22 protein-coding genes are annotated in these 25,722 nt (G+C 64.3%); 15 read left to right on the forward strand and 7 right to left on the reverse strand.

Features of this window, described 5'->3' with window-relative positions; all coding sequences use genetic code 11:
* Both ISP15_RS17185 and ISP15_RS17190 read right to left on the reverse strand, forming a co-directional pair.
* Positions 1–2,563, reverse strand: a 2,563-nt coding sequence (locus ISP15_RS17185; protein ID WP_404549068.1) for a two-partner secretion domain-containing protein, incomplete at its 3' end; no start/stop codon positions are given.
* A 587-nt stretch (positions 2,564–3,150) separates the two neighbouring features.
* Positions 3,151–4,863, reverse strand: a complete 1,713-nt coding sequence (locus ISP15_RS17190; RefSeq protein ID WP_404549070.1) for a sulfatase-like hydrolase/transferase — start codon at positions 4,861–4,863, stop codon at positions 3,151–3,153.
* Between the two features lie 170 nt (positions 4,864–5,033).
* On the opposite strand from ISP15_RS17190, the gene ISP15_RS17195 reads away from it, so the two are divergent.
* The 5 genes from ISP15_RS17195 (at position 5,034) to thrC (ending at position 10,959) form a co-directional block, all read left to right on the forward strand.
* The gene (locus ISP15_RS17195) at positions 5,034–7,061 is read left to right on the forward strand and encodes a bifunctional 2',3'-cyclic-nucleotide 2'-phosphodiesterase/3'-nucleotidase (RefSeq protein ID WP_404549072.1); all 2,028 of its coding nucleotides are present in this window, start codon (positions 5,034–5,036) and stop codon (positions 7,059–7,061) included.
* 197 nt (positions 7,062–7,258) lie between these two features.
* Entirely contained in the window at positions 7,259–7,408 is a 150-nt protein-coding gene (locus ISP15_RS17200) for a hypothetical protein (protein WP_404549073.1), read from the forward strand.
* A gap of 88 nt (positions 7,409–7,496) precedes the next feature.
* Positions 7,497–8,642 (forward strand): homoserine dehydrogenase family protein, encoded by a 1,146-nt coding sequence (locus ISP15_RS17205; RefSeq protein ID WP_404549075.1) that lies wholly within the window; start codon positions 7,497–7,499, stop codon positions 8,640–8,642.
* Positions 8,639–9,628, forward strand: coding sequence for a homoserine kinase (locus ISP15_RS17210; RefSeq protein ID WP_404549076.1), 990 nt, complete (start codon positions 8,639–8,641; stop codon positions 9,626–9,628). The genes ISP15_RS17205 and ISP15_RS17210 overlap by 4 nt, the downstream gene beginning before the upstream one ends.
* Positions 9,625–10,959, forward strand: a complete 1,335-nt coding sequence (gene thrC / locus ISP15_RS17215; RefSeq protein ID WP_404549078.1) for a threonine synthase — start codon at positions 9,625–9,627, stop codon at positions 10,957–10,959. The genes ISP15_RS17210 and thrC overlap by 4 nt, the downstream gene beginning before the upstream one ends.
* A gap of 53 nt (positions 10,960–11,012) precedes the next feature.
* Here thrC and ISP15_RS17220 read toward each other — a convergent pair whose 3' ends face one another.
* A complete protein-coding gene (locus tag ISP15_RS17220) occupies positions 11,013–11,582 on the reverse strand; it encodes a hydrolase (RefSeq protein WP_404549079.1) in 570 nt (189 codons plus the stop codon).
* A gap of 53 nt (positions 11,583–11,635) precedes the next feature.
* On the opposite strand from ISP15_RS17220, the gene ISP15_RS17225 reads away from it, so the two are divergent.
* Positions 11,636–12,250 (forward strand): TetR/AcrR family transcriptional regulator, encoded by a 615-nt coding sequence (locus ISP15_RS17225; protein ID WP_404549080.1) that lies wholly within the window; start codon positions 11,636–11,638, stop codon positions 12,248–12,250.
* Positions 12,251–12,254: 4 nt separating this feature from the next.
* On the opposite strand, the gene ISP15_RS17230 is transcribed toward ISP15_RS17225, so the two are convergent.
* Positions 12,255–12,683 (reverse strand): DUF4156 domain-containing protein, encoded by a 429-nt coding sequence (locus ISP15_RS17230; RefSeq protein ID WP_404549081.1) that lies wholly within the window; start codon positions 12,681–12,683, stop codon positions 12,255–12,257.
* A 278-nt stretch (positions 12,684–12,961) separates the two neighbouring features.
* On the opposite strand from ISP15_RS17230, the gene ISP15_RS17235 reads away from it, so the two are divergent.
* The 7 genes from ISP15_RS17235 to ISP15_RS17265 all read left to right on the forward strand — a co-directional run bounded on the left by ISP15_RS17235 (position 12,962) and on the right by ISP15_RS17265 (position 18,131).
* On the forward strand, positions 12,962–13,168 hold the full coding sequence (locus ISP15_RS17235; RefSeq protein WP_404549083.1) for a hypothetical protein: 207 nt from the start codon (positions 12,962–12,964) through the stop codon (positions 13,166–13,168).
* 255 nt (positions 13,169–13,423) lie between these two features.
* Positions 13,424–13,894, forward strand: a complete 471-nt coding sequence (locus ISP15_RS17240) for a tRNA (cytidine(34)-2'-O)-methyltransferase (protein WP_404549085.1) — start codon at positions 13,424–13,426, stop codon at positions 13,892–13,894.
* Between the two features lie 48 nt (positions 13,895–13,942).
* Positions 13,943–14,593 (forward strand): ubiquinone biosynthesis accessory factor UbiJ, encoded by a 651-nt coding sequence (locus tag ISP15_RS17245; protein WP_404549087.1) that lies wholly within the window; start codon positions 13,943–13,945, stop codon positions 14,591–14,593.
* 5 nt (positions 14,594–14,598) lie between these two features.
* Positions 14,599–16,236 carry a ubiquinone biosynthesis regulatory protein kinase UbiB gene (gene ubiB / locus ISP15_RS17250; protein ID WP_404549180.1) on the forward strand — a complete coding sequence of 546 codons (1,638 nt, stop codon included), beginning with the start codon at positions 14,599–14,601 and terminating at the stop codon, positions 16,234–16,236.
* Between the two features lie 142 nt (positions 16,237–16,378).
* On the forward strand, positions 16,379–17,086 hold the full coding sequence (locus tag ISP15_RS17255) for a pseudouridine synthase (protein ID WP_404549089.1): 708 nt from the start codon (positions 16,379–16,381) through the stop codon (positions 17,084–17,086).
* 29 nt (positions 17,087–17,115) lie between these two features.
* Complete coding sequence (gene arfB / locus ISP15_RS17260; RefSeq protein WP_404549090.1) at positions 17,116–17,538, forward strand: alternative ribosome rescue aminoacyl-tRNA hydrolase ArfB; 423 nt, start codon at positions 17,116–17,118, stop codon at positions 17,536–17,538.
* Complete coding sequence (locus tag ISP15_RS17265) at positions 17,535–18,131, forward strand: 1-acyl-sn-glycerol-3-phosphate acyltransferase (protein ID WP_404549092.1); 597 nt, start codon at positions 17,535–17,537, stop codon at positions 18,129–18,131. Before arfB ends, ISP15_RS17265 begins: the two co-directional genes overlap by 4 nt.
* Before the next feature lie 92 nt (positions 18,132–18,223).
* On the opposite strand, the gene ISP15_RS17270 is transcribed toward ISP15_RS17265, so the two are convergent.
* Complete coding sequence (locus ISP15_RS17270) at positions 18,224–19,132, reverse strand: LysR family transcriptional regulator (RefSeq protein ID WP_404549182.1); 909 nt, start codon at positions 19,130–19,132, stop codon at positions 18,224–18,226.
* 259 nt (positions 19,133–19,391) lie between these two features.
* Here ISP15_RS17270 and aceB point away from each other — a divergent pair, with 259 nt between their 5' ends.
* Together aceB and aceA are read left to right on the forward strand one after the other, a co-directional pair.
* Entirely contained in the window at positions 19,392–20,987 is a 1,596-nt protein-coding gene (gene aceB / locus ISP15_RS17275; protein WP_404549094.1) for a malate synthase A, read from the forward strand.
* A 34-nt stretch (positions 20,988–21,021) separates the two neighbouring features.
* On the forward strand, positions 21,022–22,317 hold the full coding sequence (gene aceA, locus ISP15_RS17280; protein ID WP_404549096.1) for an isocitrate lyase: 1,296 nt from the start codon (positions 21,022–21,024) through the stop codon (positions 22,315–22,317).
* A 6-nt stretch (positions 22,318–22,323) separates the two neighbouring features.
* Here aceA and ISP15_RS17285 read toward each other — a convergent pair whose 3' ends face one another.
* Positions 22,324–24,120: a cation:proton antiporter gene (locus ISP15_RS17285; RefSeq protein ID WP_404549098.1), complete on the reverse strand. Its 1,797-nt coding sequence runs from the start codon at positions 24,118–24,120 to the stop codon at positions 22,324–22,326.
* A 65-nt stretch (positions 24,121–24,185) separates the two neighbouring features.
* Positions 24,186–25,700, reverse strand: coding sequence for a YifB family Mg chelatase-like AAA ATPase (locus tag ISP15_RS17290; protein ID WP_404549100.1), 1,515 nt, complete (start codon positions 25,698–25,700; stop codon positions 24,186–24,188).
* Between the last annotated feature and the right edge of the window lie 22 nt (positions 25,701–25,722).

Below are 25,722 nucleotides of genomic sequence, written 5' to 3' on the forward strand. Positions count from 1 at the left end.
TCAGGTGGCCGGCGCTGTAGAGCGTGCCGCCGTTATTGCTGAGCGCGTCGCTTTGCAACGCGAAGGCACCGCCGGACACCAGGGTGCCGCGGTTATTGGTGATCTGCGAGGCATCGAGCGTGACGTCGCCCTGGCCGCCGAGTGTGCCGCCGGTGTTGTCGAGGCTACCGGTCACGTTGACGGTGGTCGTGCCGTTATCGGTATTGGCGATACGGCCGCCCTGGTTGCTGAGCGATGCGGCATTGAGCGTCAGCGTGGCGTTGCCCGGGCCGGTACCGGCTTCGAGCGCGCCGTTGTCATTGGCCAGCGCGCCGCCGAGGTGGGCGTTGAGGCTTCCTTGCGCGTGCATGGCCCCCGTGTTGCTCGCATCGCCTTGCGTGGTGAGGGTCAGGTCGCTGCCGGCATAGACCTGTCCGGCGTTGCTGAGCGTGCCGGCATGGAGATGGACAGCGGCGTTGCTGCCGAGGAAGCCACCGATACCGTTGGTGAGCGCTTGCGTGACAGCAAGATCGAGGTTGCCATCCAGCGCCTTGATCTGGCCGTTGCCGTTATCGAGCGTGTTGGCGATCAGTTGCGCCTGATGGGCTTGCAGCACACCGTCTGGGTTGATGAGCGATCCGGTAAATTGCCCTTGCAGATGCTGGGCGACCACCGTGCCGCCGGTGTTGTCGAAATCGCGGCCGGCAAGCGTCGCGTTGCCCGCCACGCTGAGCGTGCCGTCCTGGTTGCGGGCTGTTCGCGCGGTGAGGGCGAGGTCGCCCTGGCCGAGGATTTGCCCTTGATCGTTGGTGAGCGTGTCCGCATCGAGGCTGAGCATGCCTGCACCGGCCTGTTCGATCGCGCCCCCCGTGTTGTCGATGGCATGGGCGTTGATGGCGACGGTATCGGCATTCGCTATCCAGGTGCCGTGCGTGTTATCCAGCAGGCCGCCGATCCGCACGCTCATCGGGCCGCTGCCGGTTTGCATCACGCTGCCGTAGGCGTTGCGCCAATCGCCCACCGCCTGCGCATCGAGCTGACCGGCTTGCAGCGTGCCGCCGCTGTTGTCGACGGTGCCGGCGCTGTGCACGGTGAGCGCACCGTCCGTGGCAAGGGTGGCCTTCGCGTGGTCGATATCGCCCGCGGCGCTGACGAGGGCGACGTCACCGCCGGCGCGGGTTTGCGCGCCGGACAGGTCCAGCGCGCTGCCTTGCAGGGTGATCGCGCCGCTGGCGAGATGGCTGCCGGTGGACGACAGCGCACCGGCCGTGACGACGCTCAACGCCGCGTTGCCCTGCAGGGTGCCGTCGCGGGCGACACCGGCACCCAGCGTGCCGGTGGAGGCCAGTTGCTGCGCGCGCACGCTGGCCTCGTTGGCGGCGGCGATCACGCCGGCATGATTCACCGCGCCGGCGCTTTGCATCGCAAGGTCGCCGCCGCTGTAGACGGTGCCGGTGTTGGTGATGTCGCCGGTACTTTGCACGGTCATGCTGCCTGCCGATTGCAACGCGCCGCTATTGCCCAGCGAAGCGGCTTGCAGCGACAGGGTGTTGCCGCTGTAAAGCGCGCTGCTGTTGTCGATGCCGCCCGTGACTTGCACGTTCATCGCACCACCGGATTGCAGCGTACCGCTGTTGCTGAGCGAGGCTGCGTTGAGGGCGAGGTGGCCAGCGGAGGAGGTGTTGCCGGTCAATTGCAGCTGGCCGGCTTCATCGATGGTGAAATCGCCGCTTTGCGTGGCCAGCTCGCCGGCATTGCGCACGCCCAGGCCCGCTTCGGTGCCGATCAGGTGGATGGTGTTGGCATACATGCCGCCCAGCGTGGCCACGTCGATGCTTACCGTCGGCGCCTCGCCGGTGCCCGCTATCGCCTGCGTGGACAGATCGCTATAGCCGACCTGGTTGGCGCCGGTGATGACGTTGAGGTGTTGGGCCCACACCTTGCCGCTGACGCTGAGGCTGCGCGTGATCAGGTCAAGGCGATCGATGTGGGAGACATTCAAGCCCTCGCCATCGATGCGGAGGGCGCCGCCGGTGACGCGGAACGCGCTCAAGGCGCCGTCGGTGCCGAAGACCGGGATGCCCGTGGTCAACGTCGCACGGTTCGTGTTGATGAAACCACCGCCATTGACCGAAATCCCGTTGGGATTGGCGATGATGACATCGGCCGCCTGGCCGGCCACTTCCGTATAGCCGCGCAGGGAGGTGGGCTGGAGCGAGGTGACTTCGTTGACGATCACCTTCGCCGATTGGCCGGCCCGGTAGTTGGGATTGCCGACGATATAGCCGCCCAATTGCGTGGCCGAGACGCCGGCGGCGTTGTTGAGGATCAGGCCCTGTTTGTCGACGTTGAACTGCTGGTACGGGTTATGCGACACGCCCGCCGCCGAGGGCGCCACAAGGTTCACCACCGGCACGCCGTTGCCGGCCGCGCCGATGCCGGGGCGGTGCGCGCCGGCGTTGGGGTCGGCGACGACCTGGGCCTGCACGGTCCACGGCGAGCCCAGCAGGGCGGCGATCACAGCGGCGCTGAGTGCGCGCCGGGAAAGGGAGAACGAGGAAGCCTGCGTAAAGGGGCGGTGCATGCTGTCTGTCCTTGACGGTAGGGCCGGCGTTGCTCGTGACCGGAGCGCTTATCCCCCCATGGATAAGCCCGCATCATCCAAGACCTGCGGCGTCGTTTGTCTCGCATCGGCTTGCCATACCCCGCGCAAGCCGTGGGTCAACACCATAGTGGCAACCACGGTTGCTGACGCACGCCTGACAGAAAGATAGACGTTACTTACATACGCTTGAGAGTTCTGCTGGCAACCAGGCTCGTGCGGTGCATGACGGCGCACGGAGTGGTTGCTCATGGCACGTGTTGAACGGCCTGGATTGCCGCGGAAATTACGTTCTGGCACCCATGGTCGCGCCTTCTGACGGGAGAGCCGCTAAATCAGGCCTTGTATGGCATTACCGGATCGCGTGATCCGCAATGACTAATACATGCCGAGCAGACAACGCGCATTGCGTCATCCAGCAAGCATCGCTTAGCCGCAAAATATAGAGGCAAGCCCAGGTTGTCCTGCCCACCCAGGAACAAAGATAGAAAGTCGCGCGATGGCAGCGCCTTATCTCGATCCTCTCGCGCGCAGGAGAGAGGAAGGAAGCGTGCGCGGTGTGCGCAATATCACTGATACACGTGCAGGCGATTGAATATCCAACCGTAGTACGACTTCACCAGGTCCTTGTCCCCGCAATCAGCATAGAGCCCATGGCAGCGCTCGCGCAGCGAGGTGAGCGCGGAGAAATACCCATCCATCGGCAAACCCGCCGCCTTCAGCACCATGCCCGGCAGATGTGCGATATCCAGCATGGGATAAGTCGGCAGTGATGCGCCCGGCACGTTGCTCTTGATCATGTAGTACGTCAGGTAATCCTGATAAGGCACCAGCGCCGGAGGGAGGTTGCGCGGCAGCGTGCGCATCAGGTCGTCGAACGATGGCTGGTGATCGCCGAAGTGCACCAGCACGGTCGGTTGATCGCGATCGAGGAAATGGTGTTCCAGCCCGGCCATCGCCACATCCGAATCGTGCAGGCGCTGCAGATAGGTATCGAAATTCAGCGCGGTGGCCGGCGGCAAGCCTTGCAGCAGGTTCTGGAACGGCTTGGGCAGCGTGGACATCGGATCATCGTGCGGGCCGTGCTGGTTGATGGTGAGGATCATCATGAAGACCGGCTGGCCGGGCTTTTTCAGCTTGTCGTAGACGCGCCTGGCGGCGTCGAACATCTGCGTGTCCGTTTCGTCCCAATCGTCCAGGCCGAGTTCGCCCGCGCCGTAGAAATGATCGACCCCGTAGGCCTTGTAAGCGTCCCGCCCGTTGAGGAATTCGCCATGGGTGGGATAGATCGCCACGGTGAGATAGCCGAGCCGCTTCAGCTGCAGCGGCAGCGAGTCGCGCACGTGCGGTGCGAGCACGTAAGGCGCGTACATGCCGCCAGGACCGAAGATATCCTGCGGCATGCCGGTGAGCGCCGCGAATTCGCTGACCCAGGTGCCGCCGCCAAACGTATGCACGCGCATCACGCCGGTGCCGCGCGTGCGCGCATCGGCCTTGAGCATCGCCACATCGCACGCGGGCACGGTGCAGTGCGTATACGGAGCGGGATCGAACGTGCTTTCTTCCAGCACTTGCACGATATCGGGGTATTGGCCCGGATCGACCGTCGCGGGCACGCCGCCGGCGGTAGCCTGCCAGTCGCGGGCGGCGGTGGCGTCGTCCGCGTTGGCGGGCACGCGCACGCTGGAATCGCGCAGGTTGACGAAGAAATTGGTCAGGTCGGCATCGTCCGACATTTTTTCCCATGCGCCGCGCGCGTGCACTTGCGCGAACGGACCAGAAGGAAGCAGGCACCACCAGAACGCGATCGCGCACAGGGCGATACCGCCCAGGCGCAGCAAGCCTTGCGGCAAGGCGCGCATGCCGGCAAACAGGCGGCGGTCGTAACGCCACGCCAGCCACAGCACGATCGGCACGGCGATGACGACGCACAGACCAACACTGTAGATGTTCGGATAACGCCGTAGCGTTTCGAACAGGCTGGAGCGCACGTAGTACACGAAATCCGCCGGCATCAGCGGCGATTCGAGATATTCCTCCTTGAGCACGGTAATCGCGCGCAGCAGCAGGAACAGGCCGCCGCTGAACACCAGCGCAAACGCCAGCCGCGCGAATACAAACGCGGCCACGCCCAGCACGCAGAGCATCAACGCCAGCACGAATGCGCGCTGTTCCAGCAGCGGCTCTTGCCAGGCGGTAAACCAGGCGCAGATGGCGAAGAATGCCAGTGCGCAGGCCGTGGTCGTGCGGTTTCGCGCGGCGCGAAACGGAATCAGCGGCATGTGGAACGTCCCCCTGGTACGGCGTCGCCTCTCGTTGGGCGGCGCATCATGGTGTGCGAGCAAAATCGATATTTTAGAGCTTTTTCCTGCCCAGGCGGTCGGCCGACAGGCGCGAAATGTCATCCATATCTGCTACGTTCATGCGCCGACTGCCTCTTGCCGGAAGCCCTATGCGTTTGCGTTCTTGCCGCCTGACCGCCCTTATTGCCACCGCCTTGCTGGCCGGCTGCGCCAGCCAGCCACAGCAGCACTCCCAGCCGCAGGCGCTGCCTGCCGGCTTGCGCGCCGACGTGGCATTGCTGGAAACCACGGACCTGCATTCGAACGTGCTTAGCTACGACTACTACAAGCAAAAAGCCGACCCGACCCTGGGTTTCGAACGCACGGTTACCTTGATCCGCAAGGCACGCAGCCAGTTCACCAACAGTTTCCTGTTCGACGCTGGCGACACCATCCAGGGCAGCGTACTGGCCGACTACCAGGCGCAGGTGCAGAAGATCGACTGCGGCCAGGAACTTGCGATCTACAAGGCGATGGACGCGATCGGCTACGACGGCGGCACCATCGGCAATCATGAATTCAACTACGGCCTGCCCTTTTTGTCGCAGGTCACCGGCACACCCATGAATGTGGATGGCGCCAACCCGCAGCGTTGCGCCGGCCCGCATTACCCACTGGTGCTGGCTAACGTCAACAGCGTTCGCGACGGCAAGCCGATCTTCAGGCCGTGGACGATCGTCGAACGCAAGATTGCCGCTTTTACGCCGGATGGCAGCCAGCTGAGCGTGCCGCTGAAGATCGCCATCATCGGCTTCACGCCGCCACCGATCATGCAGTGGGACAAGCAGAACCTGGACGGCAAGGTGACGGTGACCGGCGTGGTCGAGGCAGCCGAGAAATACATGCCCCAGATCCAGGCGCAGCATCCGGATCTGGTGATCGCGATCCTGCATGGCGGCCTGAATACTTCGCTCTACTCTGCCGACATGGAAAACGGTGGCTGGTATCTGGCTGGCGTACCGGGTATCGACGTGTTGCTGATGGGACACGAGCACACCGATTTCCCCGGCCCGCGCTTCGCCCACATGCAGGACGTCGATGACCAGCGCGGCTATGTGCGCGGCGTACCGGCAGTCATGGGTGGCTTTTTCGGCAAGGATCTGGGCGTGATCCGGCTGGCGCTGGTACGCCAGCAAGACCATTGGGCGATCGACAAGAGCAAGACCTTCAGCCAGGTATGGCCGATCTGTCCGCCGATGATGATGGCGGGCAAACCCGCCGTGTCCGCATCCAATTGCGTGCCGGCCGATCCCCAGGTACGGCTGGCGGTGGGCAAGGTGCAGCAGGCCGCCGTGGACTACGTCAATACGCCCATTGGCCAGAGCACGGTACGCATGAGCAGCTATTTCGCCGACGAAGGCGATATGAGCGCGCTCGCGCCGGTGAATGCCGCGCAGATCGATTACACCCGGCGCGAGCTGCCAGCCACGCACCCTGAGTTGACCGGCGTGCCAGTACTGGGTTCCGCCGCGGCTTTCCGTACCGGCTTCGGCGGCCCCGACGATTACACCGATGTGTTGCCCGGTGCGCTCACCCTGCGCAACGCGGCCGACCTGTACTTTTATCCCAATACGCTCACGGCAGTAGAAGTGGATGGCAGCGGACTGAAGGCATGGCTGGAACAGTCCGCCCGGCGCTTCAACCGCATCGATCCGAACGCGCATGGCGAACAGCCGCTGATCAACGAGAAATACGTCGGCTATAACTTCGACCAGATTCAGGGCGGCGTCGCCTACGTCATCGATCTCTCCAAGCCGGCCGGGAAGCGCATCGTAAAGCTGACCTATCGCGGCAAGCCGGTGACACCCTCACAGCATTTCGTGGTGGTGACCAACAACTATCGCGCCAACGGCGGCGGCCATTTCCCGGGATTGGACGGGCATAACGTGGTGCTGGCCGCGCCCGACGGCACGCGCGAGATCCTGGCGCGCTGGTTGCAGTCGCATCCTTCGCTCGGCGCCAAGGATCTGCCGGCCGCGTCATGGCATTTTGCGCGGCTGAAGACCAAAGGCACGGTGGTGTTCACGAGTGCCAGCAACAAACAGGCCCTCGCCGCCACCGACGGGCTGCACGCCGTCCGGCAGCTGCGCGACAACGGCGATGGCACGGCGGTGTACGCGATCGATCTATCGCACTGAGGAAAATCAGGCCGATTGCAGGATGTGGCGTGAAGGAATCGTGCAATCGGCCACTGCGCCCGAAGCTGTCAGTTTCTGTTGCAACCGTTACCCATGCTGCATCGAGCGTTCGGCCGTCCAAATAACCCGCACCCAAATGCGATAGTTTCATTAGCCAAGCATTGACAGCCGCTTCGGGGCACCTCTATCTTCGAGCCATGTCGCCATTATCCACGCCCGCACGCATTGCATTTGCCCCGGTGAACACCGGGCATGCCGGCGTGGCGGCGACCATGATCATCGCCACGATCATTACCACCACCACTACCGGTACGACCGGTCATGGGGTGGTGTCTGTGCGCGAATAGGTTCTTACACGCAACGGCCCCGCCCTCGAAGAGGCGGGCCGGCACACCACCGAACCGCAGCGAGACGGGGCCTCAACCGGAGGCCACCATGGACAGCTGTGCATCACTCATTGCCGGACCTTTGCATCGCCTGCCGCCGCTGCCGGCGGCCACGTCGCGGCGTCGAACCCTGGCCGTCGGCCTGGTGGGTCCCGGGCGCGTGGGCAGTGTGCTATTGGAACAGCTGCGTGCGGCACAGGATCGCCTGGCACGCGAGAACGGCCTCGACCTGAAGCTCTGTGGCGTGGCTGCCAGCCGACGCATGTGGCTGGATTGCGATGATCCTGAACTCAATGCGCGCCATGACAGCGCGCAGACCTGGCGCCCTGCCGACCTGGACCAGTTCGCCAACCACGTGCGCGGCGACGGCCAGCGCCACGCGATGCTGATCGATTGCAGTGCCAATGATGCGGTGGCTTCGCAGTATCCCTATTGGCTCGCATCGGGCCTGCACTTGGTTACGCCGAACAAGCTGGCCAGCAGCGGGCCGCTGTCGCGCTGGCAGGCGATCCGCGCGGCCAGCCATCACGGCGGACGGTTTCGCTACGAGGCCACGGTCTGCGCCGGCCTGCCTGTGGTGCAGACACTGCGCGATCTGCTGGATACCGGCGATCAGCTGTTATCGGTCGAAGGCATGTTTTCCGGCACGCTCGCCTGGCTGTGTTGCCATTACGACGGGCAGCGCCCGTTCTCCGCGCTGGTCCGCGAAGCGCATGCGCTGGGCTATACCGAACCGGATCCGCGCGACGATCTGTCCGGCACCGACGTGGCGCGCAAGCTGGTGATCCTGGCGCGCGAAGCTGGCTGGCCGCTATCGCTGCACGATGTGGCGGTGGAAAGCCTGGTGCCGCCGGCGCTGGCCGAACTTTCGCTGGAAGCATGCATGAGCCGGCTCGACGAACTGGACGCGCCGATGACCGAATGGCTCGCCGCCGCCCAATCCAGGCACGGCGTACTGCGCCACGTAGCCAGCCTGGATCGCGATGGCCGCGCCCAGGTCCGCTTGCAGGTGCTGCCGCTGTCGCATCCGTTCGCACACACCCGGCTTACGGATAACATCGTGCAGTTCCGCACCCAGCGCTATCGCGACAATCCGCTACTGGTACAAGGACCCGGCGCCGGCCCCGAAGTGACGGCGGCCGGGGTGTTCGCCGACCTGTTGCGCATCGCCGAATCGCTGGAAGTGCGCGCATGAATACTCCTCTTGCCATGAAGTCCGCCATGCCGCCGCAACGCCTGCTATCCGCTTCCGCCGTCGCCTATGCCAGCGTGGGTAACGTCGGCGTGGGTTTCGACATCCTCGGGCATTGCATGGCCGGCGCGAACGATCGTGTCGACGTCCGCCGCATCGATACGCCGACCGTGCAGATCGCGGGCATCGATGGCTGCGTCGACGTGTTGCCGATGGACGCCGCGCACAATACTGCCGGCGCCGCGTTGATGGCGCTGCGCAAGGCGCTCGGCCTGCAACACGGGTTCGAGCTTTCACTGCACAAAGGCATTGCGCTGGGATCGGGCATGGGTGGTTCGGCGGCTTCCTGCGTGGCGGCATTGGTCGCGGCCAATGCACTGCTGGAGCGCGCGCTATCGCGCGAGGCGCTGTATGAATTCGCGCTGCAGGGCGAAGCGGTGGCCAGCGGCGGCCGCCATGGCGACAACGTCGGGCCCATGCTGCTTGGCGGCCTGGTGCTGGCGACACGCGACCGGCTGTTGCGCATCCCGGTTCCGTCGGGCTGGCACTGCGCGTTGGTGCATCCGCATGTGGTACTGGAGACGCGCAAGGCACGCGCGGCGCTCGCCGGCGATTACGCACTGGGCGAGTTCGTGGCGCAGTCGGCCAACTTCGCGCTGGTGCTCGCCGGTTGCTTCCGTGGCGATGCCGGACTGGTGCGGGAAGGATTGAAGGACGTACTGATCGAACCGCGTCGTGCGTCGCTGGTGCCGAACTTTGCGCGCGTGAAGCAGGCGGCGCTGGATCATCGCGCGCTCGGCGCCAGCATTTCCGGCGGCGGCCCCAGCGTGTTCGGCTGGTTCGAACACCAGGCCGATGCCGACGCCGCCGTCGCCGCGATGGGTGCCGCCTTCGCCGAAGCAGGGCTGGACAGCGACGGCTTCGTCGCACCAGTGGCGGGCCCTGCCGCCTCGCTGGTGGCAGCTGGCGACGCGGGGGAGCACGCATGAGCGGATCGTTGCGCTATCCCAGCACGCGCGGCGGCTGTCCGGCCGCCAGCTTGAGCGAAGCGATCGCCGCCGGGCTCGCCCCGGATGGCGGCCTGTACGTTCCAGAACGTCTGCCGCGACTGGAACCGGCCGCCTTCAGGCCGGGGGACAGCCTCGCCGATACGGCAACCACGCTGCTCGAGCCGTTTTTTGCCGGGGACACGCTGGCCGGTTCGTTGCCGACGATCTGCGCCGAAGCGCTGACCTTCCCCACGCCATTGCGATCGCTGACGCAGCATCCGGGTACCTGCTTGCTGGAGCTTTTCCACGGACCCACCGCCGCCTTCAAGGACGTCGGCGCGCGCTTCCTCGCCGCATGCCTGCGCCGGCTGCGCGGCGATCATGCGCCCCCGCTGACGATCCTGGTGGCCACCTCCGGCGATACCGGCGCCGCGGTGGGCGCCGCCTTTCATCGCCAGCCCGGGATCGAGGTGGTGATCCTGTATCCGGATGGCCGCGTGTCGCCACGGCAGGCGCATCAACTGGGTTGCTTTGGCGACAACGTGCATGCGCTGCGGGTGCAAGGCCGTTTCGACGATTGCCAGCGCATGGTGAAAGCCGCTTTGAACGACCCGGCGCTGCAAGCGCAATCGCCGTTGTCGTCCGCCAACAGCATCAGTCTCGGCCGGCTGTTGCCGCAGATGAGCTATTACGCGCATGCCGCGCTGGCGTGGTGGCGCCAGCACGACCAGGCGCTCAACGTGATGGTGCCTACCGGCAACCTGGGCAATGCGCTGGCCGCGGTGTGGGTCCGCGAAATGGGCTTGCCGCTGGGCAAGATCCGGCTGGCCTGCAACGCCAACGCTACGCTGCCCGATTTCTTCGCCGGCGACGATTACGCGCCGCGTCAGGCGGTGGCGACGCTGGCGAACGCGATGGATGTGGGAGCGCCCAGCAATTTCGAGCGGCTGCTCTGGACCTTTGCGCGGCCGGATGCACTGCGTGCGCAACTGCAGGCACAAAGCGTGGACGACCGCAGCATTGCCGAGACGATCGCAAAACATGCACGCGAACAGGGGGACGTGCTGTGCCCGCACACTGCCACCGCCATGCACCTGCTCGACCGGTACCGCGCTGCCGGCGACGACATGCCATGGGCCGTGGTGGCGACCGCGCATCCGGCAAAATTCGAAAGCGTGGTCGAGCCCTTGATCGGCACATCGATCGAGGTGCCGGCCACGCTGGCCGCCATGCTGCAGCGGCCAGCATCCGCCACGCCGTTGGCGGCGCAAGACGATGCCTTGCGCCAGTGGCTCATGGAACGCAGCCCGCTGCATGCCACCATTGATTGATGCTTCGCTATCCGCAGCCTCTCCCGGGAACCAGGAGAGGGAGAACCCATGCTTCAGCCGAGCATGTCCAGCACTTGCGCGGTAGCGCGCACGCGACCGATGCGCGGAAAGATGTGCTGGACCGCAAAGCCATGCTGTTCGGCATTGGCCGCGCTCATCGCGTCTTCGGCAAAGACCAGCCCGAAGCCCAGTTCCCATGCATTGCGCGCGGTCGATTCCACGCCGATATTGGTCGAAATGCCGCCAAGCACGACGTGCTCGATGCCACGGCGGCGCAGTTGCAGTTCCAGCTCGGTACCGTAGAACGCGCCCCACTGGCGCTTGGTTACCCGAATATCGCTGTCGACCACGCCGAGGTCGGCGGGAAAATCCCACCAGTCGGCCGGCAACGTCCTGGCCGGCATCGCCTGATCGACCGGCTGGCGCAATGCGTCACCGCCATCGGCGGACCAACCCACGCGCACCAGCACGACCGGCGCACCAAGTTCGCGGAATCGCCGGGTCAACGCACTAGCATTGCCCAACACATCGGCGGCGCTGTGGGGACCGCCCGCGAACGGTAGGATACCCTTCTGCAAGTCGATGAGAACGAGCGCCGTGTGGCGCGGATCGAGTTTTTCCACGGGATTCTCCGGATCATGAAAGTGAGGATATCCTCACTTTGGAGTTTATGAGGATGTCCTCGCAAAAAACAAGCAGTGTGCGCCGTGTCCCGCAACGCCAGCGCGGCCATGAGCGCGTGGCCGCGCTGCTGGAGGCGGCCGCAGGTTGCTTTGTCGAAAAAGGCTATGGCGCGACCACGATGACCGAGATCGCCGCGCGTGCCGGCGCGGCGATCGGCTCGCTCTACCAGTTCTTTCCGACCAAGGAAGCGCTGGCGCGCGCGCTGCTGGAGCAGTATGCGCAATCCGTCTATGCAGAACTGGGCAAGCTTGCCGAGCAGTCGGCGCAATGGGATACGGAAGAACTGGCCGCGCGGCTAAGCCTGTTCCTGGTGGCGTTCCGCAGACGCCATCCTGCTTTCGTGATCCTGGTTGAGGCGGCACCGACGCCGGCGGCCGATGCCATGGCGATCCGCCGCCGCGTGCGCGCGGAACTGCAGGCATTGCTGGCCCATCGCGCGCCGCGGCGTTCGAGCGAAGACCTGTACGCGGCGGCAGTCGTGGTGCAGCAGCTGATGAAAGCCGCCGTGGCGATCCAGGCGGAACCGGGCATGCCGGGGCGCCACGCTGCGCTGGGGCAACTGCAACACGCCATGCAGCTGTATCTGCATGACGTGTTCGGCGAATAGCGGATCAGCCGCCCTTGGCGGGATAGGTCTGGAAGCCGCCGCTCTGCGGCGGCGGCGGCGGCGGCGGTTGCGCGCCAGGGCTCTGCACCGGCGGCGGGGCGAACGACCCTTCATGGTGGTTGCCGCAGCTATACGCTTCCCACGGCTGCGAACCGTCGGCCGGGTCGGCGAGCGGCTTGATGGTATCGGCGTGCATGCTCAACGCGCTGTTGCGCGCCTGCACCTGCAATTCGTCGCGCACTTTGATGTCGTTGCGGTCGAACGGCCCCACATGGTCCATCACCGAGACAGTGATCTTGCCCAGATCGCGGCACCCGGAAACGTCGCCGTTCCACACGGTGCGCACAATGCTGGAGCCCGGATCCGGATTGATGCCCCAGGTACAGCCGCCGAGCAGCACGACAGGTGCGAGCAACAGCAGGGTCTTGCGCATGAGTAACTCCATATAAGCGAGAAGGCGAAGGCGTAGCGCCTGCCATCGTAGCGCGTCGCCCCGCCCGGTCGCCGAACGCAGGCTTAGCGCGCGGGCCGGGCGGCGTCCGGACACTGTCCGAACGCGGGTGTCCGGTGTCCGCGGACAAGTTTCGGGTATGCACCGATCATCGATAAATCCATGCCCATCAACGGATTGCGGACGCCGACCCAGCTGGCACGGGGATTGCTGAGTAACGGGCGAGGACCCCACGCGGTCCACTACTCGGAGATAGGGACATGAAATTCGAAACATTGATTCTTCGCGGCTTGTTTGTCGCATGCATGGTGGTTTGCGGACTGATCCTGGCTGCCATGGTCACCACCCGCCCGGCACCGGTGCAATTGGCGAACAGCGCTTCGGTGACCGCACTGCTCACCTCGGCGCCTACGCGCTGCGCGCTGCCATCGGTGGATGAGATGCTCTGCGTGCGCGTAACCGGCTGAGCATCGCGGTGAGAGAGGAGCATGACGCCAGAAGCAGAAGCCTGCTCCCACGAGCCTGCTCGACGCCCGTTGCTGATGTGCAAACCGACTCTCGCCTCGGATGCTGCCTGGGCGCCAATCTCGGCCGCACGGCTGCAGGGACGACGGCGCTTGCCTCGCCCTGTCCGTCCGCGTCTTCAGTTGGCCCGCATGGTCCGCGTGGACGATATGGGCTGATCGCAACACGTGGCGTCCCGCTCGTCCGATAATGGCCGCATGCTGCATGTCATCCTTTTCCGTCCTGAAATCCCGCCCAACACCGGGAATGTGATCCGCCTGTGCGCCAATACGGGCGCCGCGCTGCATTTGATCCGTCCGTTGGGCTTCGAACTCGACGACACGCGCCTGCGCCGCGCGGGCCTCGATTACCACGAATATGCGCGCGTCGCCGTGCATGACGACCTCGACCGCTGCCTGGTCTCGCTCGGCCATCCGCGCGTCTTTGCGTTTTCGACCCGTGGACGCACCCTGCATGCCGACGCATGTTTCGCGGAGGGCGACGCCTTGCTGTTCGGCTGCGAAACGGCCGGCCTGCCGGACGCGGTGCTGTCCGCGCTGCCCGCGCCGCAGCGGCTGCGCCTGCCGATGTGCGCAAACAGCCGTAGCTTGAACCTTTCCAACAGCGTGGCGGTGGCGGTTTACGAAGCGTGGCGCCAGCTCGGCTTCGCCGGGGCGACGAGCTCCTGATCGCGCCCATCACGGCAACGCCGATGGGCGGGCGGCTACAATCCCGGGATGACTGCCACCGCATCCCCCAACCCGCTTCCGCCGCCGCTGCGCAAACTGGCCGGCCGCGCGCTGGAAAGCGCACTCAATCACGCGCTTTCGCTCGACCCGGATACGCGCGCCAAGCTTCCCGCGCTCAATGGGCGTAACGTGCAGTTGCATGTGCAGGGCGTCGGCCTGGCGTTGGCGATCGGCGTGGAGCGCGACCGGCTGACCGTCGGCCCTGCGCCGGAAACCAGTGACCTGCGGGTAGCCGCCACACCCGGCAGCCTGTTCTCCATGTTGTTCCGCCGTCATAGCGAAACCCTCGCGCCGGGCAAGGTGGAGATCGCGGGCGATGCGGAACTCGCACGCCGCCTGGAAAAACTCGCCAGCGGTTTTGCGCCGGATTTCGAGGAAGCGTTCACGCGGACCTTTGGCGATGTGCTGGGCGTGCCGATTGCCAAGGCCGTGCGCGGCGCACTCGCCCACGCGCGCGAAACCGCCTCGCATCTGAGCCAGGATGGCGCCGCATGGTTGCGTGACGAGGCCCAGCTTGCGCTCGCGCCCAGCGAAGTGGAGACGTTCCTGGATGAGGTGGATACCCTGCGCGAACGCACCGAACGTCTCGATGCCCGCCTGGCACGGCTCGAACGCGCACAGCGGGGATCGCATCCGTGACGCCGCTGAAGGTAGTTCCCGGGCTGCTGCGCGTCACCGTGGTGCTGCTGCGCTACCGGCTCGACGAACTGGTCGAGGCGACACACCTGTTTCGTCCGCTGCGGTTCGTGCGCCCGCTGCTGGGCCGGCCCGCGACCGATGTGCGATGGCTTTCCCGCGGCGCGCGCCTTCGCCTGGCGCTCAATGAGCTCGGCCCGATCTTCGTCAAGGCGGGACAAGTCCTGTCGACGCGGCGCGATCTGGTGCCCGGCGATATCGCCGACGAGCTCGCCTTGCTGCAGGACCAGGTACCACCGTTCCCGGGTGAGCAGGCGCGCGCCATCATCGAGCGCGAACTGAAGCTGCCGATCGACCAGCTTTATGCCAGCTTCGATCCGGTACCGCTGGCCTCGGCTTCGATTGCCCAGGTGCATGGCGCCACGCTGCGCGATGGCCGCGCGGTGGTGGTAAAGGTGCTGCGCCCGCGCATCGACGAGCGCATCGCGCGCGACGTGAGCCTGCTGCATTCGCTCGGCGAGCTGGCACAACGCTGGCATCCGAACGCGGACAAGATCCGGCCCCTCGATGTGGTCGGTGAAGTCGAGAAGATGCTGGAGAACGAGCTGGACCTGCAGCGCGAAGGCGCCAATGCCAGCCTGCTGCGCCGCAACTTCATCAGTGGCACCGACATGTATGTGCCCGAAGTCCATTGGGAGCTCACCGGCGCCAGCGTGCTGACGCTGGAGCGCGTATCCGGGGTGAGCTGCGATGACGTGGCCGCGATCGATGCGGCCGGCATCGATCGCAAGCAGCTTGCGGCCAAGGGTGTGCGCCTGTTCTACGAGCAGGTGTTTCGCGACAACTTTTTCCATGCCGATGCGCATCCGGGCAATATCTGGGTCGATCCGACGCGCGTTGAAGAACCGCGCTTTATTGCGCTGGATTTCGGCATCATGGGTTCGTTGCCGGAAGCCGACCAATACTGGCTTGCGCAGAATTTCATTGCCTTGTTCGAGCGCGATTACGCACGCATCGCCAAGCTGCACGTGGACGCCGGCTGGATGCCCAACAATGTGCGGCTGGACGAACTGGAAGCGGCCGTGCGCACGGTTTGCGAACCCTATTTCACACGTCCGCTGTCGCAGATTTCACTGGCCGAACTGGTGGTAAAGCTGTTCCAGACGGCACGCAAGTTCGAACTCACCTTGCAGCCGCAGCTGATCCTGCTGCAGAAAACCTTGCTCAATATCGAAGGCGTGGGGCGGCTGCTGGATCCGGATATCGATATCTGGGCAGTGGCGCATCCAGTGCTCAAGCGGATCCTGCGCGAGCGCTACAGCCCGATGCGCACAGTGCGGGAAATCCGCAAGCGCATACCGGAATGGTTCCACAATGCGCCGCAGCTGCCAGAATTGGTGCGCGACGCCCTGCGCCAGGTGTCGGCAGGAGAGCAGCGATTGCTTGCCGATGCCGATGAACTCAGTCACCAGCGGCACCTGGTCCGCCGACTGATGCAAATGATGGGAAGCGGCCTGCTCGGCGCGACCCTGATTCTTTGCGCCACCGTGCTGTGGACGTTCGGTCCCCAGCATGGTCCATGGCTGCCGCTGGGCGTAGGCCTGTGCGGCCTGCTTTCCTTTGCGTCCGGCTGGATGCGCCGTTAGCTTCGTTGTAACCATCCTGCTGTCAGCGTTGACGTGCCCGGCACGGCGATTCCCACGAAAAGCAGGCTTGGCGGCGCCAATGCAGCGCACTGTCGCCGCGATTTCCGCACAACACCTCCCACGCCGGTCACATACGAAAGCCATGCTCGAGTTGCTTTATCAGGACGACGCACTGATCGCGGTGAACAAACCCGCTGGACTTGCCGTGCACCGTTCCAAGATGGTCGCCAACGCCGACGAGTTCTTGATCGATACATTGCGCGAACAGGTCGGCGGCCATGTGTATCTGGCGCATCGCCTCGATCGCGCTACCAGTGGCGTGCTGTTGATCGCCCGCTCCACCGAGGTTGCCGGCGCGCTCGGCGAACAGTTCATGGGCCGCGACGTGCACAAGCAATACCTGGCGGTGGTACGCGGCTGGCCAGATCCGGCCGATGGCATGGTCGACTATCCCTTGCCGGGTGCTCGCGATACCGGTCCGCGACGCGAAGCCCGCACCGCGTACCGTCGGCTGGCCTGCGTGGAGGTGCCGATCGCACTGGGACGCTATCCGCAGCAGCGCTATGCGCTGGTGTTGGCCGAGCCACAGACCGGCCGCTTTCGCCAGATCCGCAAGCACATGGCGCACATCCATCATCCGCTGATCGGCGATTGCCAGCATGGACGCAGCGACCATAATCGCCTGTACAAGCAATATTTCAGTTGCCACCGCATGCTGCTGCATGCATGGCGGCTGCATTTCCGGCATCCGCTCGACGGCCGGCCAATGACGCTGGAGGCTCCGCTCGATGCGGCTTATCGGGCCGTGTTGGAGCGTTTCGGCTGGACGCTTCCTGCCGAGCCATCATAAGCGGCGCGCTGACCAGCTAAACTGGCGCCATGTTGCCCGTAAGCCGTTCCATCGTCCTGCCGGAATCCGAGCTGGTCGTGCGCTTCCTGCGTGCTGACGGGCCCGGCGGCCAGCATGTCAATCGCACTGAAAGCGCCGTCGAATTGCGCTTCGACGTCTTGCATTCACCATCCCTGCCAGAAGAAGTGCGCACGCGCGTGCTGGCACGCAGCGATCGTCGCCTCACCGACGAGGGCGTGCTGGTGATCCAGGCGCGCCGCTTCCGCGACCAGGGCCGCAATCGCGAGGACGCGCGCGAACGGTTGGTGGAAATCCTGCGCTCCGCGCTGGTCGCACCCAAGAAACGCATTGCCACCAAGCCCACCCGTGCTTCGAAACAACGTCGCCTGGAGGGCAAGCAGCAGCGGGCGAAGGTCAAGCAAAACCGGTCGCGAAGCTGGAGTCCCGAGTGAGCGAACCCGTGCTGCCGCCGGCGCCACCGCAAGCCCCCAGGCTCAATAGCCGCTTCTGGCCGTGGCTTTCGCGCAGCGTGTTGCGCCTGTCCGGCTGGCGGCTGGTGGGCCGGCTGCCCGACCTGCCGAAACTGATCATCATCGGTGCGCCGCATTCGTCCTATTGGGACGGCGTGTGGGGCCTGATGATGAAGATCGGATTGGGGGTCAACGTCAACATCATGATCAAGCGCGAAGTGCTGGAGGGGCCGCTGGGCATCATCCTGCGCCCGATCGGCCTGATCCCGATCAATCGCAGCGCCGCGCTCAATGTGGTCGAGCAGATGGTGCAGCGTTTCGGCGAACACGAGCGCATGTGGCTGGGCATCACGCCGGAAGGCACGCGCAAGCGCGTCAAGCACTGGAAGTCCGGTTTCCTGCGCATTGCGCGCGATGCGCAGGTGCCGATCCAGACGGTATTCATCGATTATCCCAGCAAGACCTTCACGCTCGGGCCGCTGGTGCATGCCGGCGATGATCCGGAACAGGATATGGCCATGATCCGCGCGCTATTTCAGCCGTATCGCGGCAAGCATCGCAATACCGAAGCGTAGGCTCATCGCGCACGGCGAGCCGATGCAGGGATGACTGGCAACAGGTATCGCGCGACGCAGGCGTCATGCTTGCGCTGCGGCTTGGCCGATGCTCAGCGTTCCGAATGTCCCGATTCGTCGTAATCGCGATGAGTCAGCAGGCCCGGTCGGATCAAGTCGACGAAGGCGCGTGCCTCGGCGCTGAGAAACTTGCCTTTGCGCATCACCACGCCGTAGCTGCGCTGCGGAAAGTACTGCCGCATATTGCGTACGGCCAGGCGTTGACGATCCGTCTCGGTAATGCAGATGCCGGTGACGATGGAGATGCCCATGCCCATCGCCACGTATTCCTTGATCACCTCCCAGCCGCCAACCTCGATCGCCACGTGGTAGTGCACCTGCCGCTGCTGGAATACCAGGTCCACCATTCGGTACGTGGACAAGCGCTGCGGCGGCAAGATCAGGCCATAAGGCGAAAGGTCCTCCAGCAGGATGTTTTCCTTGCGCGCCAGGGGATGATCGGGCGGCATGATCAGCATCGGGTCGTAGTGATAGACCGGCGCCCACGCGATGTCGTTGGGCACGTCGAGCATGGAGCCCACCGCGAAGTCGGCCTCATCCGCGCGCAACAGCGCCAGGCCGTCCTTGCCGGTGACATTGGCCAATTGCAGGTGCACCGCCGGGAAGCGCTCGCGGTAGCGCTGCACCAGCTCCGGCAGCAGGTACTGGATCGTAGAACTGCCCGCAGCCACGATCAGCCGGCCTGATTGCAGGCCCTTGACCTTGCCTTGGAAATCCCGGTCGAGGTTATCCCAGCCTTCCACCAGCGGACGCGCCAGTTCGTAGAGCGCCTCACCCGCGTCGGTGAGATTGATGCGCCGGCGGCTGCGCTGCAGCAACGCCACGCCAAGCTCGCGCTCAAGCGCCTGCAATTGCAGGCTGATCGAAGGCTGCGAGAGATACAGGGACTCGGCCGCACGGCTCAGGGTGCCCAGTTTCACGATGGCCACGAAAGCGCGCATCTGCTTCAGGCGATTGCCCTTGTAGTAGTAGCGCCCGGCCTCGCCTTGAACGGGCGCGTCTTTTCGGGTTCGTCTCCTGGGCGACGCTGTCGGTTGTTTTTTTGTCATATTTTGGCGTCCAGACCCGGATTTTTAGCCTTTCATTTCAAATAGATGAAAGGCGCATTGAATTTTTTAATAGCAAGGATTGAAACATTTGCTTTGTCAAATAGTACTGCAATAACTAGCTTCTCTACCGAACCCGACGGTGGAGAAACACATGGCAGTACCTAGCGAAAAATTCGTCAGCCAATCTGCCGAGATCCATACGGACCACCCTGGCTATGCAGACATCCTGACCTCCGAGGCGCTGGCTTTCCTGGCCCGGCTGCATCGATACGCCGAGCCTCGACGCCAGTCATTGCTGCAGGCGCGGCGCCAGCGCCAAGCCCGTTACGATGCCGGCTGCCTGCCGGATTTCCGGGTAGATACCCGTGCCATTCGCGAATCGGAGTGGACCGTGGCTCCGATTCCCGCCGCACTGCAGGACCGTCGCGTGGAAATTACCGGCCCGGTCGAGCGCAAGATGATCATTAACGCGCTCAATTCCGGCGCGAAGGTGTTCATGGCCGATTTCGAGGATTCTTCCGCGCCCAGCTTTGCTAATCAGCTGGAGGGCCAGATCCATCTGCGCGACGCGGTGAACGGCACGCTCGAATACCGTTCGCCCGAAGGAAAGCACTACCGGGTAGGCAGCGATCCGGCAGTGCTGGTGGTACGCCCGCGTGGCTGGCATCTGCCGGAACGGCATGTGTCGGTCGATGGCGAAACGATGGCGGGCGCACTGGTCGATTTCGGCCTGTTCGTGTTCCACAACGCTCGCACCCTGCAGGCGCGCGACCTGGGGCCCTACTTCTACCTGCCCAAGCTCGAAGCCATGGAAGAGGCCGCGCTATGGGACGAGGTCATGGCCTTGGCCGAAGACGAACTCGGCCTGCCATGCGGCAGCATGAAGGCAACGGTGCTGATCGAAACGCTGCCGGCGGTATTCCAGATGCATGAAATCCTGCACGCATTGCGCCGTCGCGCGGTCGGTCTCAACTGCGGTCGCTGGGATTACATTTTCTCCTATCTCAAGACGCTGCGCGGCCATCGCGATCGCCTGCTGCCGGAGCGCGGCCAGGTGGTCATGACGGTACCGTTCCTGAAAGCCTATTCGGAGTTGCTGATCCAGACCTGCCATCGCCGTGGCGCCTTTGCCATGGGCGGCATGGCGGCGCAGATCCCGATCAAGGGTGATGACGAAGCAAACGACAACGCGATGGCGAAAGTCCGCGCCGACAAGCTGCGCGAAGTGCAGGCCGGCCACGACGGCACGTGGGTGGCGCATCCCGCGCTCGTGCCGGTGGCAAAGGAGATTTTCGATCGGCATATGCCATCGCCGAACCAGTTGCACGTCCGGCGCGAGGACGTCGAGGCAAACCGCGATGCCCTGATCGCGCCGTGTGGCGGCACCATCAGCCGCGCCGGTTTCGATAACAACGTGGAAGTGGCGCTGCGCTACACGGCCGCATGGCTGGAAGGCCTGGGCTGCGTACCGATCCATCATTTGATGGAAGACGCGGCGACTGCCGAAATTGCCCGCGCGCAACTTTGGCAATGGCTGCACCATGGCAGCCTGGAATTTCCGGATCACGCACCGATCGACTTTGCATGGTTCGATCACGCCCTGGCCGCGCACACGCATCGTCTGCGCGAAAGCAGCTTGCCTGGCGCCAGGCGCGCCGATGATGCCGCACAACTGCTTGCCACGCTCACGCATGCCGACCAGCTCGGCGACTTCCTCACCCTTCCCGCTTACGCACAGCTCGCCTGATTACGCGCACCCAAGCCTTCAAGGAGTACATGTCATGAAAACCCAATTGCCGACCGCCGATCAAATCGCGCTGGAATGGAAAAACAATGGCCGCTGGGCCGGCGTCCAGCGCACCTACACGGCAGAAGATGTCGTCCGCCTGCGCGGCACGGTCGCCATCGAACACACGCTGGCCCGGCGCGGTGCCGAACGATTGTGGAAATCGCTGCATACGGAAGATTTCGTCAATGCGCTCGGCGCGCTGACTGGCAACCAGGCCATGCAGCAGGTCAAGGCGGGGTTGCAGGCCATCTACCTGAGCGGCTGGCAAGTCGCGGCGGATGCCAACGTGGCGGGCGAGATGTATCCCGATCAGTCGCTTTACCCGGCCAACTCGGTGCCGCAGGTGGTCAAGCGCATAAATAACACGCTGTTGCGCGCGGATCAGTTGCATCACGCTGAAGGCAGGGATGACATGGATTGGCTGGTGCCCATCGTGGCCGACGCCGAAGCCGGTTTTGGTGGCGTGCTCAATGCTTTCGAACTGATGAAGGCCATGATCGAAGCTGGCGCGGCCGGCGTGCATTTCGAAGATCAGCTTGCCGCGGTGAAGAAATGCGGCCATATGGGCGGCAAGGTATTGGTGCCCACGCGCGAGGCCGTGGACAAGTTGAATGCCGCACGGCTGGCGGCGGATGTACTTGGTGTGCCGACGCTGCTGGTAGCGCGCACGGATGCCGACGCCGCCGATTTGCTCACTTCCGACATCGATGACAACGACAAGCCGTTCACCACGGGCGAACGCACCGTGGAAGGTTTTTTCCGCGTGCAGGCGGGCCTTGAACAAGCCATCAGCCGCGGCCTCGCCTATGCTCCTTACGCGGATCTGATCTGGTGCGAGACCAGCAAGCCCAACCTGGAGGAAGCGCGCAAGTTTGCCGAAGCCATCCACGCGAAGTTCCCGGGCAAGCTGCTGGCCTACAACTGTTCGCCGAGCTTCAATTGGAAGAAGAATCTGGATGATGCGACGATCGCGAAATTCCAGAGGGAACTGGGCGCGATGGGCTACAAATTCCAGTTCATCACCTTGGCGGGCTTCCATAGCCTCAACTACGGCATGTTTGAACTCGCGCACGGCTATGCACGCCGCCAGATGAGCGCTTTCGTGGAATTGCAGGAGAAAGAATTCGCCGCCGCCGAGCGCGGCTTCACCGCGGTGAAGCACCAGCGTGAAGTAGGCACCGGCTACTTCGATGCGGTGACCCAGGCGATCCAGCAGGGGCAGTCGTCCACCACGGCATTGAAGGGCTCGACCGAGGAAGCGCAGTTCCATCACGCTTCGGCGGCCTGAGCATCCCTAATTGGCTGGTGCCGCTTCCGGCGGCACCAGCACGATCACGGTCCAGCCGGGACGCGGTTCCAGTTCGCGTCGTTCCGCAGCGACGCGAAGCGCGCCTTTTTCATCCACGCCGAACAAGAGCAAGGACGTAGAGCCGTACTGTTCGACGAAGTGCGGCCAGTCGAACGTGGCGGTAAGACCGGTGGACTTGATGCGCCAGCCACGCACCAGCAATTCGGCAAAACGCATGTGCGTCATGGTGTCTTCGAACAGCGCCGGCACCAGCAGGCGATCGTTGAAGGCTGCGCGGTGACTGGTCTCCTGCGGCGCCAAATTGCGCAAGCGATATACCTTTTCGCGTCCGAATTCCTGCTGGTAGTGCAGGCAGGCGAGTGAATTGCGCTCCCGATGCGTGGAAAGACCGAGCATCTGCCCGATGCCAATCAGGTCAAGATGGCGATCGGCATGTGCGGACGCTGGATTGCCGTAGAACGTATGGAGGCCATCCATGCGTGCGCGGCGGATACCGTCCCAATCATCGTCGGCCAGCAACACGCGAAAGCCGGCTTCGTGCAGGGTCTTGCCAATGGCGCGAGCGACTGCGTCGGAACCGAAGATCAGCACGCCATGCGGCTCCGGTTCGGCCACCTTCAACCAGCGCGCGAGCGGACGTGCCGTGGCGCTTTGCAGGACCACCGTGCCGATGATCAGGATGAACACCAGCGGCACCAATGCCTCGCTGCCAACCACGCCCAGGTGCGCCAGCCGCAGCGAAAACAACGCGGAGACCGATGCGGCGACGATACCGCGCGGCGCTACCCACGACATCAGCGCGCGTTCGCGCCAGGTCATGCCGCTGCCCAGGCTGGACACGATTACCGTGATCGGGCGCACGATGAACTGCGCCGCCAGGAAAATGGCGATGCCCGCCCAGAGCATGCCCGGAGGCAACGGCCAGCTCAATCGCGCGGCGAGCAGGATAAACAGCATCGACACCAGCAGCACGGTGAGGTGCTCCTTGAAGTCGAGGATATCGTCGATATGCACGTCGCGCATGTTGCCGAGCGCGATGCCCATGATGGTTACGGCGAGCAAGCCGGAGTCGTGCGCGATCTCGTTGGAAAGCGTAAACGACAACAACACGATGGCCAGCGCGCCAAAGTTTTGCAGATACTCGGGAATAAACTGGCGCCGCAACAGGAAGGCCAGCACGATTGCGCCAACGGCGCCGATCACTACCCCGGTCAACACCGTCGAAAGGAAGATGCCGATGGCGTGGCCTTGATGCCGCGAGACGATGGCCTCATAGATCAGCACGGCAAACAGCGCACCGAGCGGATCGATCACGATACCTTCCCAGCGCAGCGTATTGGCGATGCGCGCGTTGGGGCGCAGCGTGCGCAGCATCGGTACGATGACCGTGGGACCGGTGACGCAGGTCAGCGCACCGAACAGCAGGGCAAGATCCCATCCCATGCCAGCGAAGTAATGCGCCGCGACAGCCAGCAGCAGCAACGCCACGATCGCGCCATAGCTGACCAGGCCGCGCACCACATGACCGATGCCTGAAAGTTCCTTGAAGCGCAGCGTGAGGCTGCCTTCGAACAGGATCAGCGCCACCGACAGGGAAACCACCGGGAACAGCAGCGGGCCGAGCAGCTTGTCCGGATCGAGTACGCCGCCGACAGGCCCGAGCAGGATGCCGGCCAATAGCAGGAACAGGATGGCAGGCAGTTTCACTCGCCAGGCCAGCCATTGCGCGAAGAATCCTATGGCCAGCATGCCCGTCAGCATGAGGCCGAGTTCGATGCTCATGCGTGCACCTCTCGCGGCAGTTCTGGATGGCCGTATCGCAACATAAACATGGGGAGCTTCCGCGTCTAGTCGGACAGCAGGGACACACGTCGATACTGCAGTGCCTCGGCCAGATGCTGGCGATCGAGTGCCGCGGCGCCGTTATCGAGATCGGCAATGGTACGAGCTACACGCAGGGTACGGTGGTAGGCACGGGCGGAAAGTCCCAGGCGCCCCAGCGCAGCGTCGAACCACTGCCGCTCGGCCGGGCCCAGCGCACAATCACGCTCGAGTTCGCGCGTGCTGATTTCCGCGTTCGACCGGCCGGCACGTGCCAAGGCGTGCTGGCGCGCACGAACCACCCGTTTGCGCACGGTCGAGGAATCTTCGTCCTTCGGGCTGCGCGGCGTGCTCAATTCGGCCAGCGGTAAGCCGGGCACTTCGATACATAGATCAATGCGATCGAGCAAGGGGCCGGAAATGCGTGATCGATAACGCTGTACCTGGTCTGGCGTGCATCGGCAGCGCTTGTGCTTGTCGCCCGCATAGCCGCAAGGACATGGGTTCATCGCCGCGATCAGCTGGAACTGTGCCGGGAATGTCAATTGGCGCGCGGCGCGGGAGATCAGGATGTGTCCGGATTCCATAGGCTCACGCAGCACTTCAAGTACGTGCCGGCTGAATTCCGGAAATTCGTCCAGGAACAGCACGCCATTGTGGGCCAACGAAATCTCGCCCGGCCGCGGTTGGGAGCCGCCACCGACCAGGGCCACTGCCGAGGCGGTGTGATGGGGTGCGCGGAATGGACGGCGACGCCATTGCGCCGGATCGATCGACTGTCCGGCCACTGACAATACTGCGCAGGTTTCCAGCGCTTCCAACTCGGTCATCGGCGGCAGGATGCCTGCCAGGCGCTCGGCCAGCATGGTCTTGCCAGTACCAGGAGGCCCCATCAGCAGCAGGTGATGACCGCCGACCGCGGCGATTTCCAACGCTCGGCGCGCCTGCAGTTGGCCGCGCACGTCGATCAGATCCGGTCCGATGCTTTCGCCGGAACGGGTCAAGGCCGCAGCAGGCGGCAGCAACTCCTGAGAACCGCGCAGCCAGCCGCATACGTCTGTAAGCGTGTCCGCTATGCGTACATCGATCTCGGGTATCAATGCCGCCTCATCGGCGTTACCGCTCGGCACCACCACGCGACGCCCGCGCGCCCGGGCTCGCAATAACGCTGGCAGCACGCCGGAAACCGGGCGCAACTGGCCGGAAAGGGCCAGTTCGCCCAAGAATTCGCAGTCATCCAGCTTTTCACGGGGCACCTGGTGGCCAGCGGCCAGGATCCCCAGGGCAATCGCCAGATCAAAACGACCACCGTCCTTTGGCAATTCGGCAGGAGCGAGGTTTACCGTGACCTTACGGTTGGGATACTCAAAGGCGGCGCTCTGGATGGCCACGCGAACACGGTCACGCGCCTCGCGGACCGCCGCTTCGGGAAGGCCTACGATACTGGTACTGGGTAGCCCCCCGGAGAGATGCACCTCCACCATTACCTGCGGTGCGGAGACACCTTCCTGGGCACGGCTCAGCGTGACGGCCAGGCTCATGGACTACAGGGACTACAGGGAC

This window comes from Dyella jejuensis, assembly GCF_044904675.1.
In the GTDB taxonomy this organism is placed as follows: Bacteria; Pseudomonadota; Gammaproteobacteria; order Xanthomonadales; family Rhodanobacteraceae; genus Dyella_B; species Dyella_B jejuensis.

What these genes read in the sequence shown, in the direction of transcription:
- aceA (WP_404549096.1), top strand. Translation starts at nt 21,022, where the DNA reads ATGAAAACCCAATTGCCGACCGCCGATCAAATCGCGCTGGAATGGAAA.
- ISP15_RS17245 (WP_404549087.1), top strand. Translation starts at nt 13,943, where the DNA reads ATGACTGCCACCGCATCCCCCAACCCGCTTCCGCCGCCGCTGCGCAAA.
- ISP15_RS17285 (WP_404549098.1), bottom strand. Translation starts at nt 24,120, where the DNA reads ATGAGCATCGAACTCGGCCTCATGCTGACGGGCATGCTGGCCATAGGA.
- ISP15_RS17205 (WP_404549075.1), top strand. Translation starts at nt 7,497, where the DNA reads ATGGACAGCTGTGCATCACTCATTGCCGGACCTTTGCATCGCCTGCCG.
- ISP15_RS17230 (WP_404549081.1), bottom strand. Translation starts at nt 12,683, where the DNA reads ATGCGCAAGACCCTGCTGTTGCTCGCACCTGTCGTGCTGCTCGGCGGC.
- ISP15_RS17240 (WP_404549085.1), top strand. Translation starts at nt 13,424, where the DNA reads ATGCTGCATGTCATCCTTTTCCGTCCTGAAATCCCGCCCAACACCGGG.
- ISP15_RS17200 (WP_404549073.1), top strand. Translation starts at nt 7,259, where the DNA reads ATGTCGCCATTATCCACGCCCGCACGCATTGCATTTGCCCCGGTGAAC.
- ISP15_RS17190 (WP_404549070.1), bottom strand. Translation starts at nt 4,863, where the DNA reads ATGCCGCTGATTCCGTTTCGCGCCGCGCGAAACCGCACGACCACGGCC.
- ISP15_RS17235 (WP_404549083.1), top strand. Translation starts at nt 12,962, where the DNA reads ATGAAATTCGAAACATTGATTCTTCGCGGCTTGTTTGTCGCATGCATG.
- ISP15_RS17210 (WP_404549076.1), top strand. Translation starts at nt 8,639, where the DNA reads ATGAATACTCCTCTTGCCATGAAGTCCGCCATGCCGCCGCAACGCCTG.
- aceB (WP_404549094.1), top strand. Translation starts at nt 19,392, where the DNA reads ATGGCAGTACCTAGCGAAAAATTCGTCAGCCAATCTGCCGAGATCCAT.
- ISP15_RS17225 (WP_404549080.1), top strand. Translation starts at nt 11,636, where the DNA reads ATGTCCTCGCAAAAAACAAGCAGTGTGCGCCGTGTCCCGCAACGCCAG.
- ISP15_RS17290 (WP_404549100.1), bottom strand. Translation starts at nt 25,700, where the DNA reads ATGAGCCTGGCCGTCACGCTGAGCCGTGCCCAGGAAGGTGTCTCCGCA.
- thrC (WP_404549078.1), top strand. Translation starts at nt 9,625, where the DNA reads ATGAGCGGATCGTTGCGCTATCCCAGCACGCGCGGCGGCTGTCCGGCC.
- ISP15_RS17195 (WP_404549072.1), top strand. Translation starts at nt 5,034, where the DNA reads ATGCGTTTGCGTTCTTGCCGCCTGACCGCCCTTATTGCCACCGCCTTG.
- arfB (WP_404549090.1), top strand. Translation starts at nt 17,116, where the DNA reads ATGTTGCCCGTAAGCCGTTCCATCGTCCTGCCGGAATCCGAGCTGGTC.
- ISP15_RS17270 (WP_404549182.1), bottom strand. Translation starts at nt 19,132, where the DNA reads ATGCGCGCTTTCGTGGCCATCGTGAAACTGGGCACCCTGAGCCGTGCG.
- ISP15_RS17255 (WP_404549089.1), top strand. Translation starts at nt 16,379, where the DNA reads ATGCTCGAGTTGCTTTATCAGGACGACGCACTGATCGCGGTGAACAAA.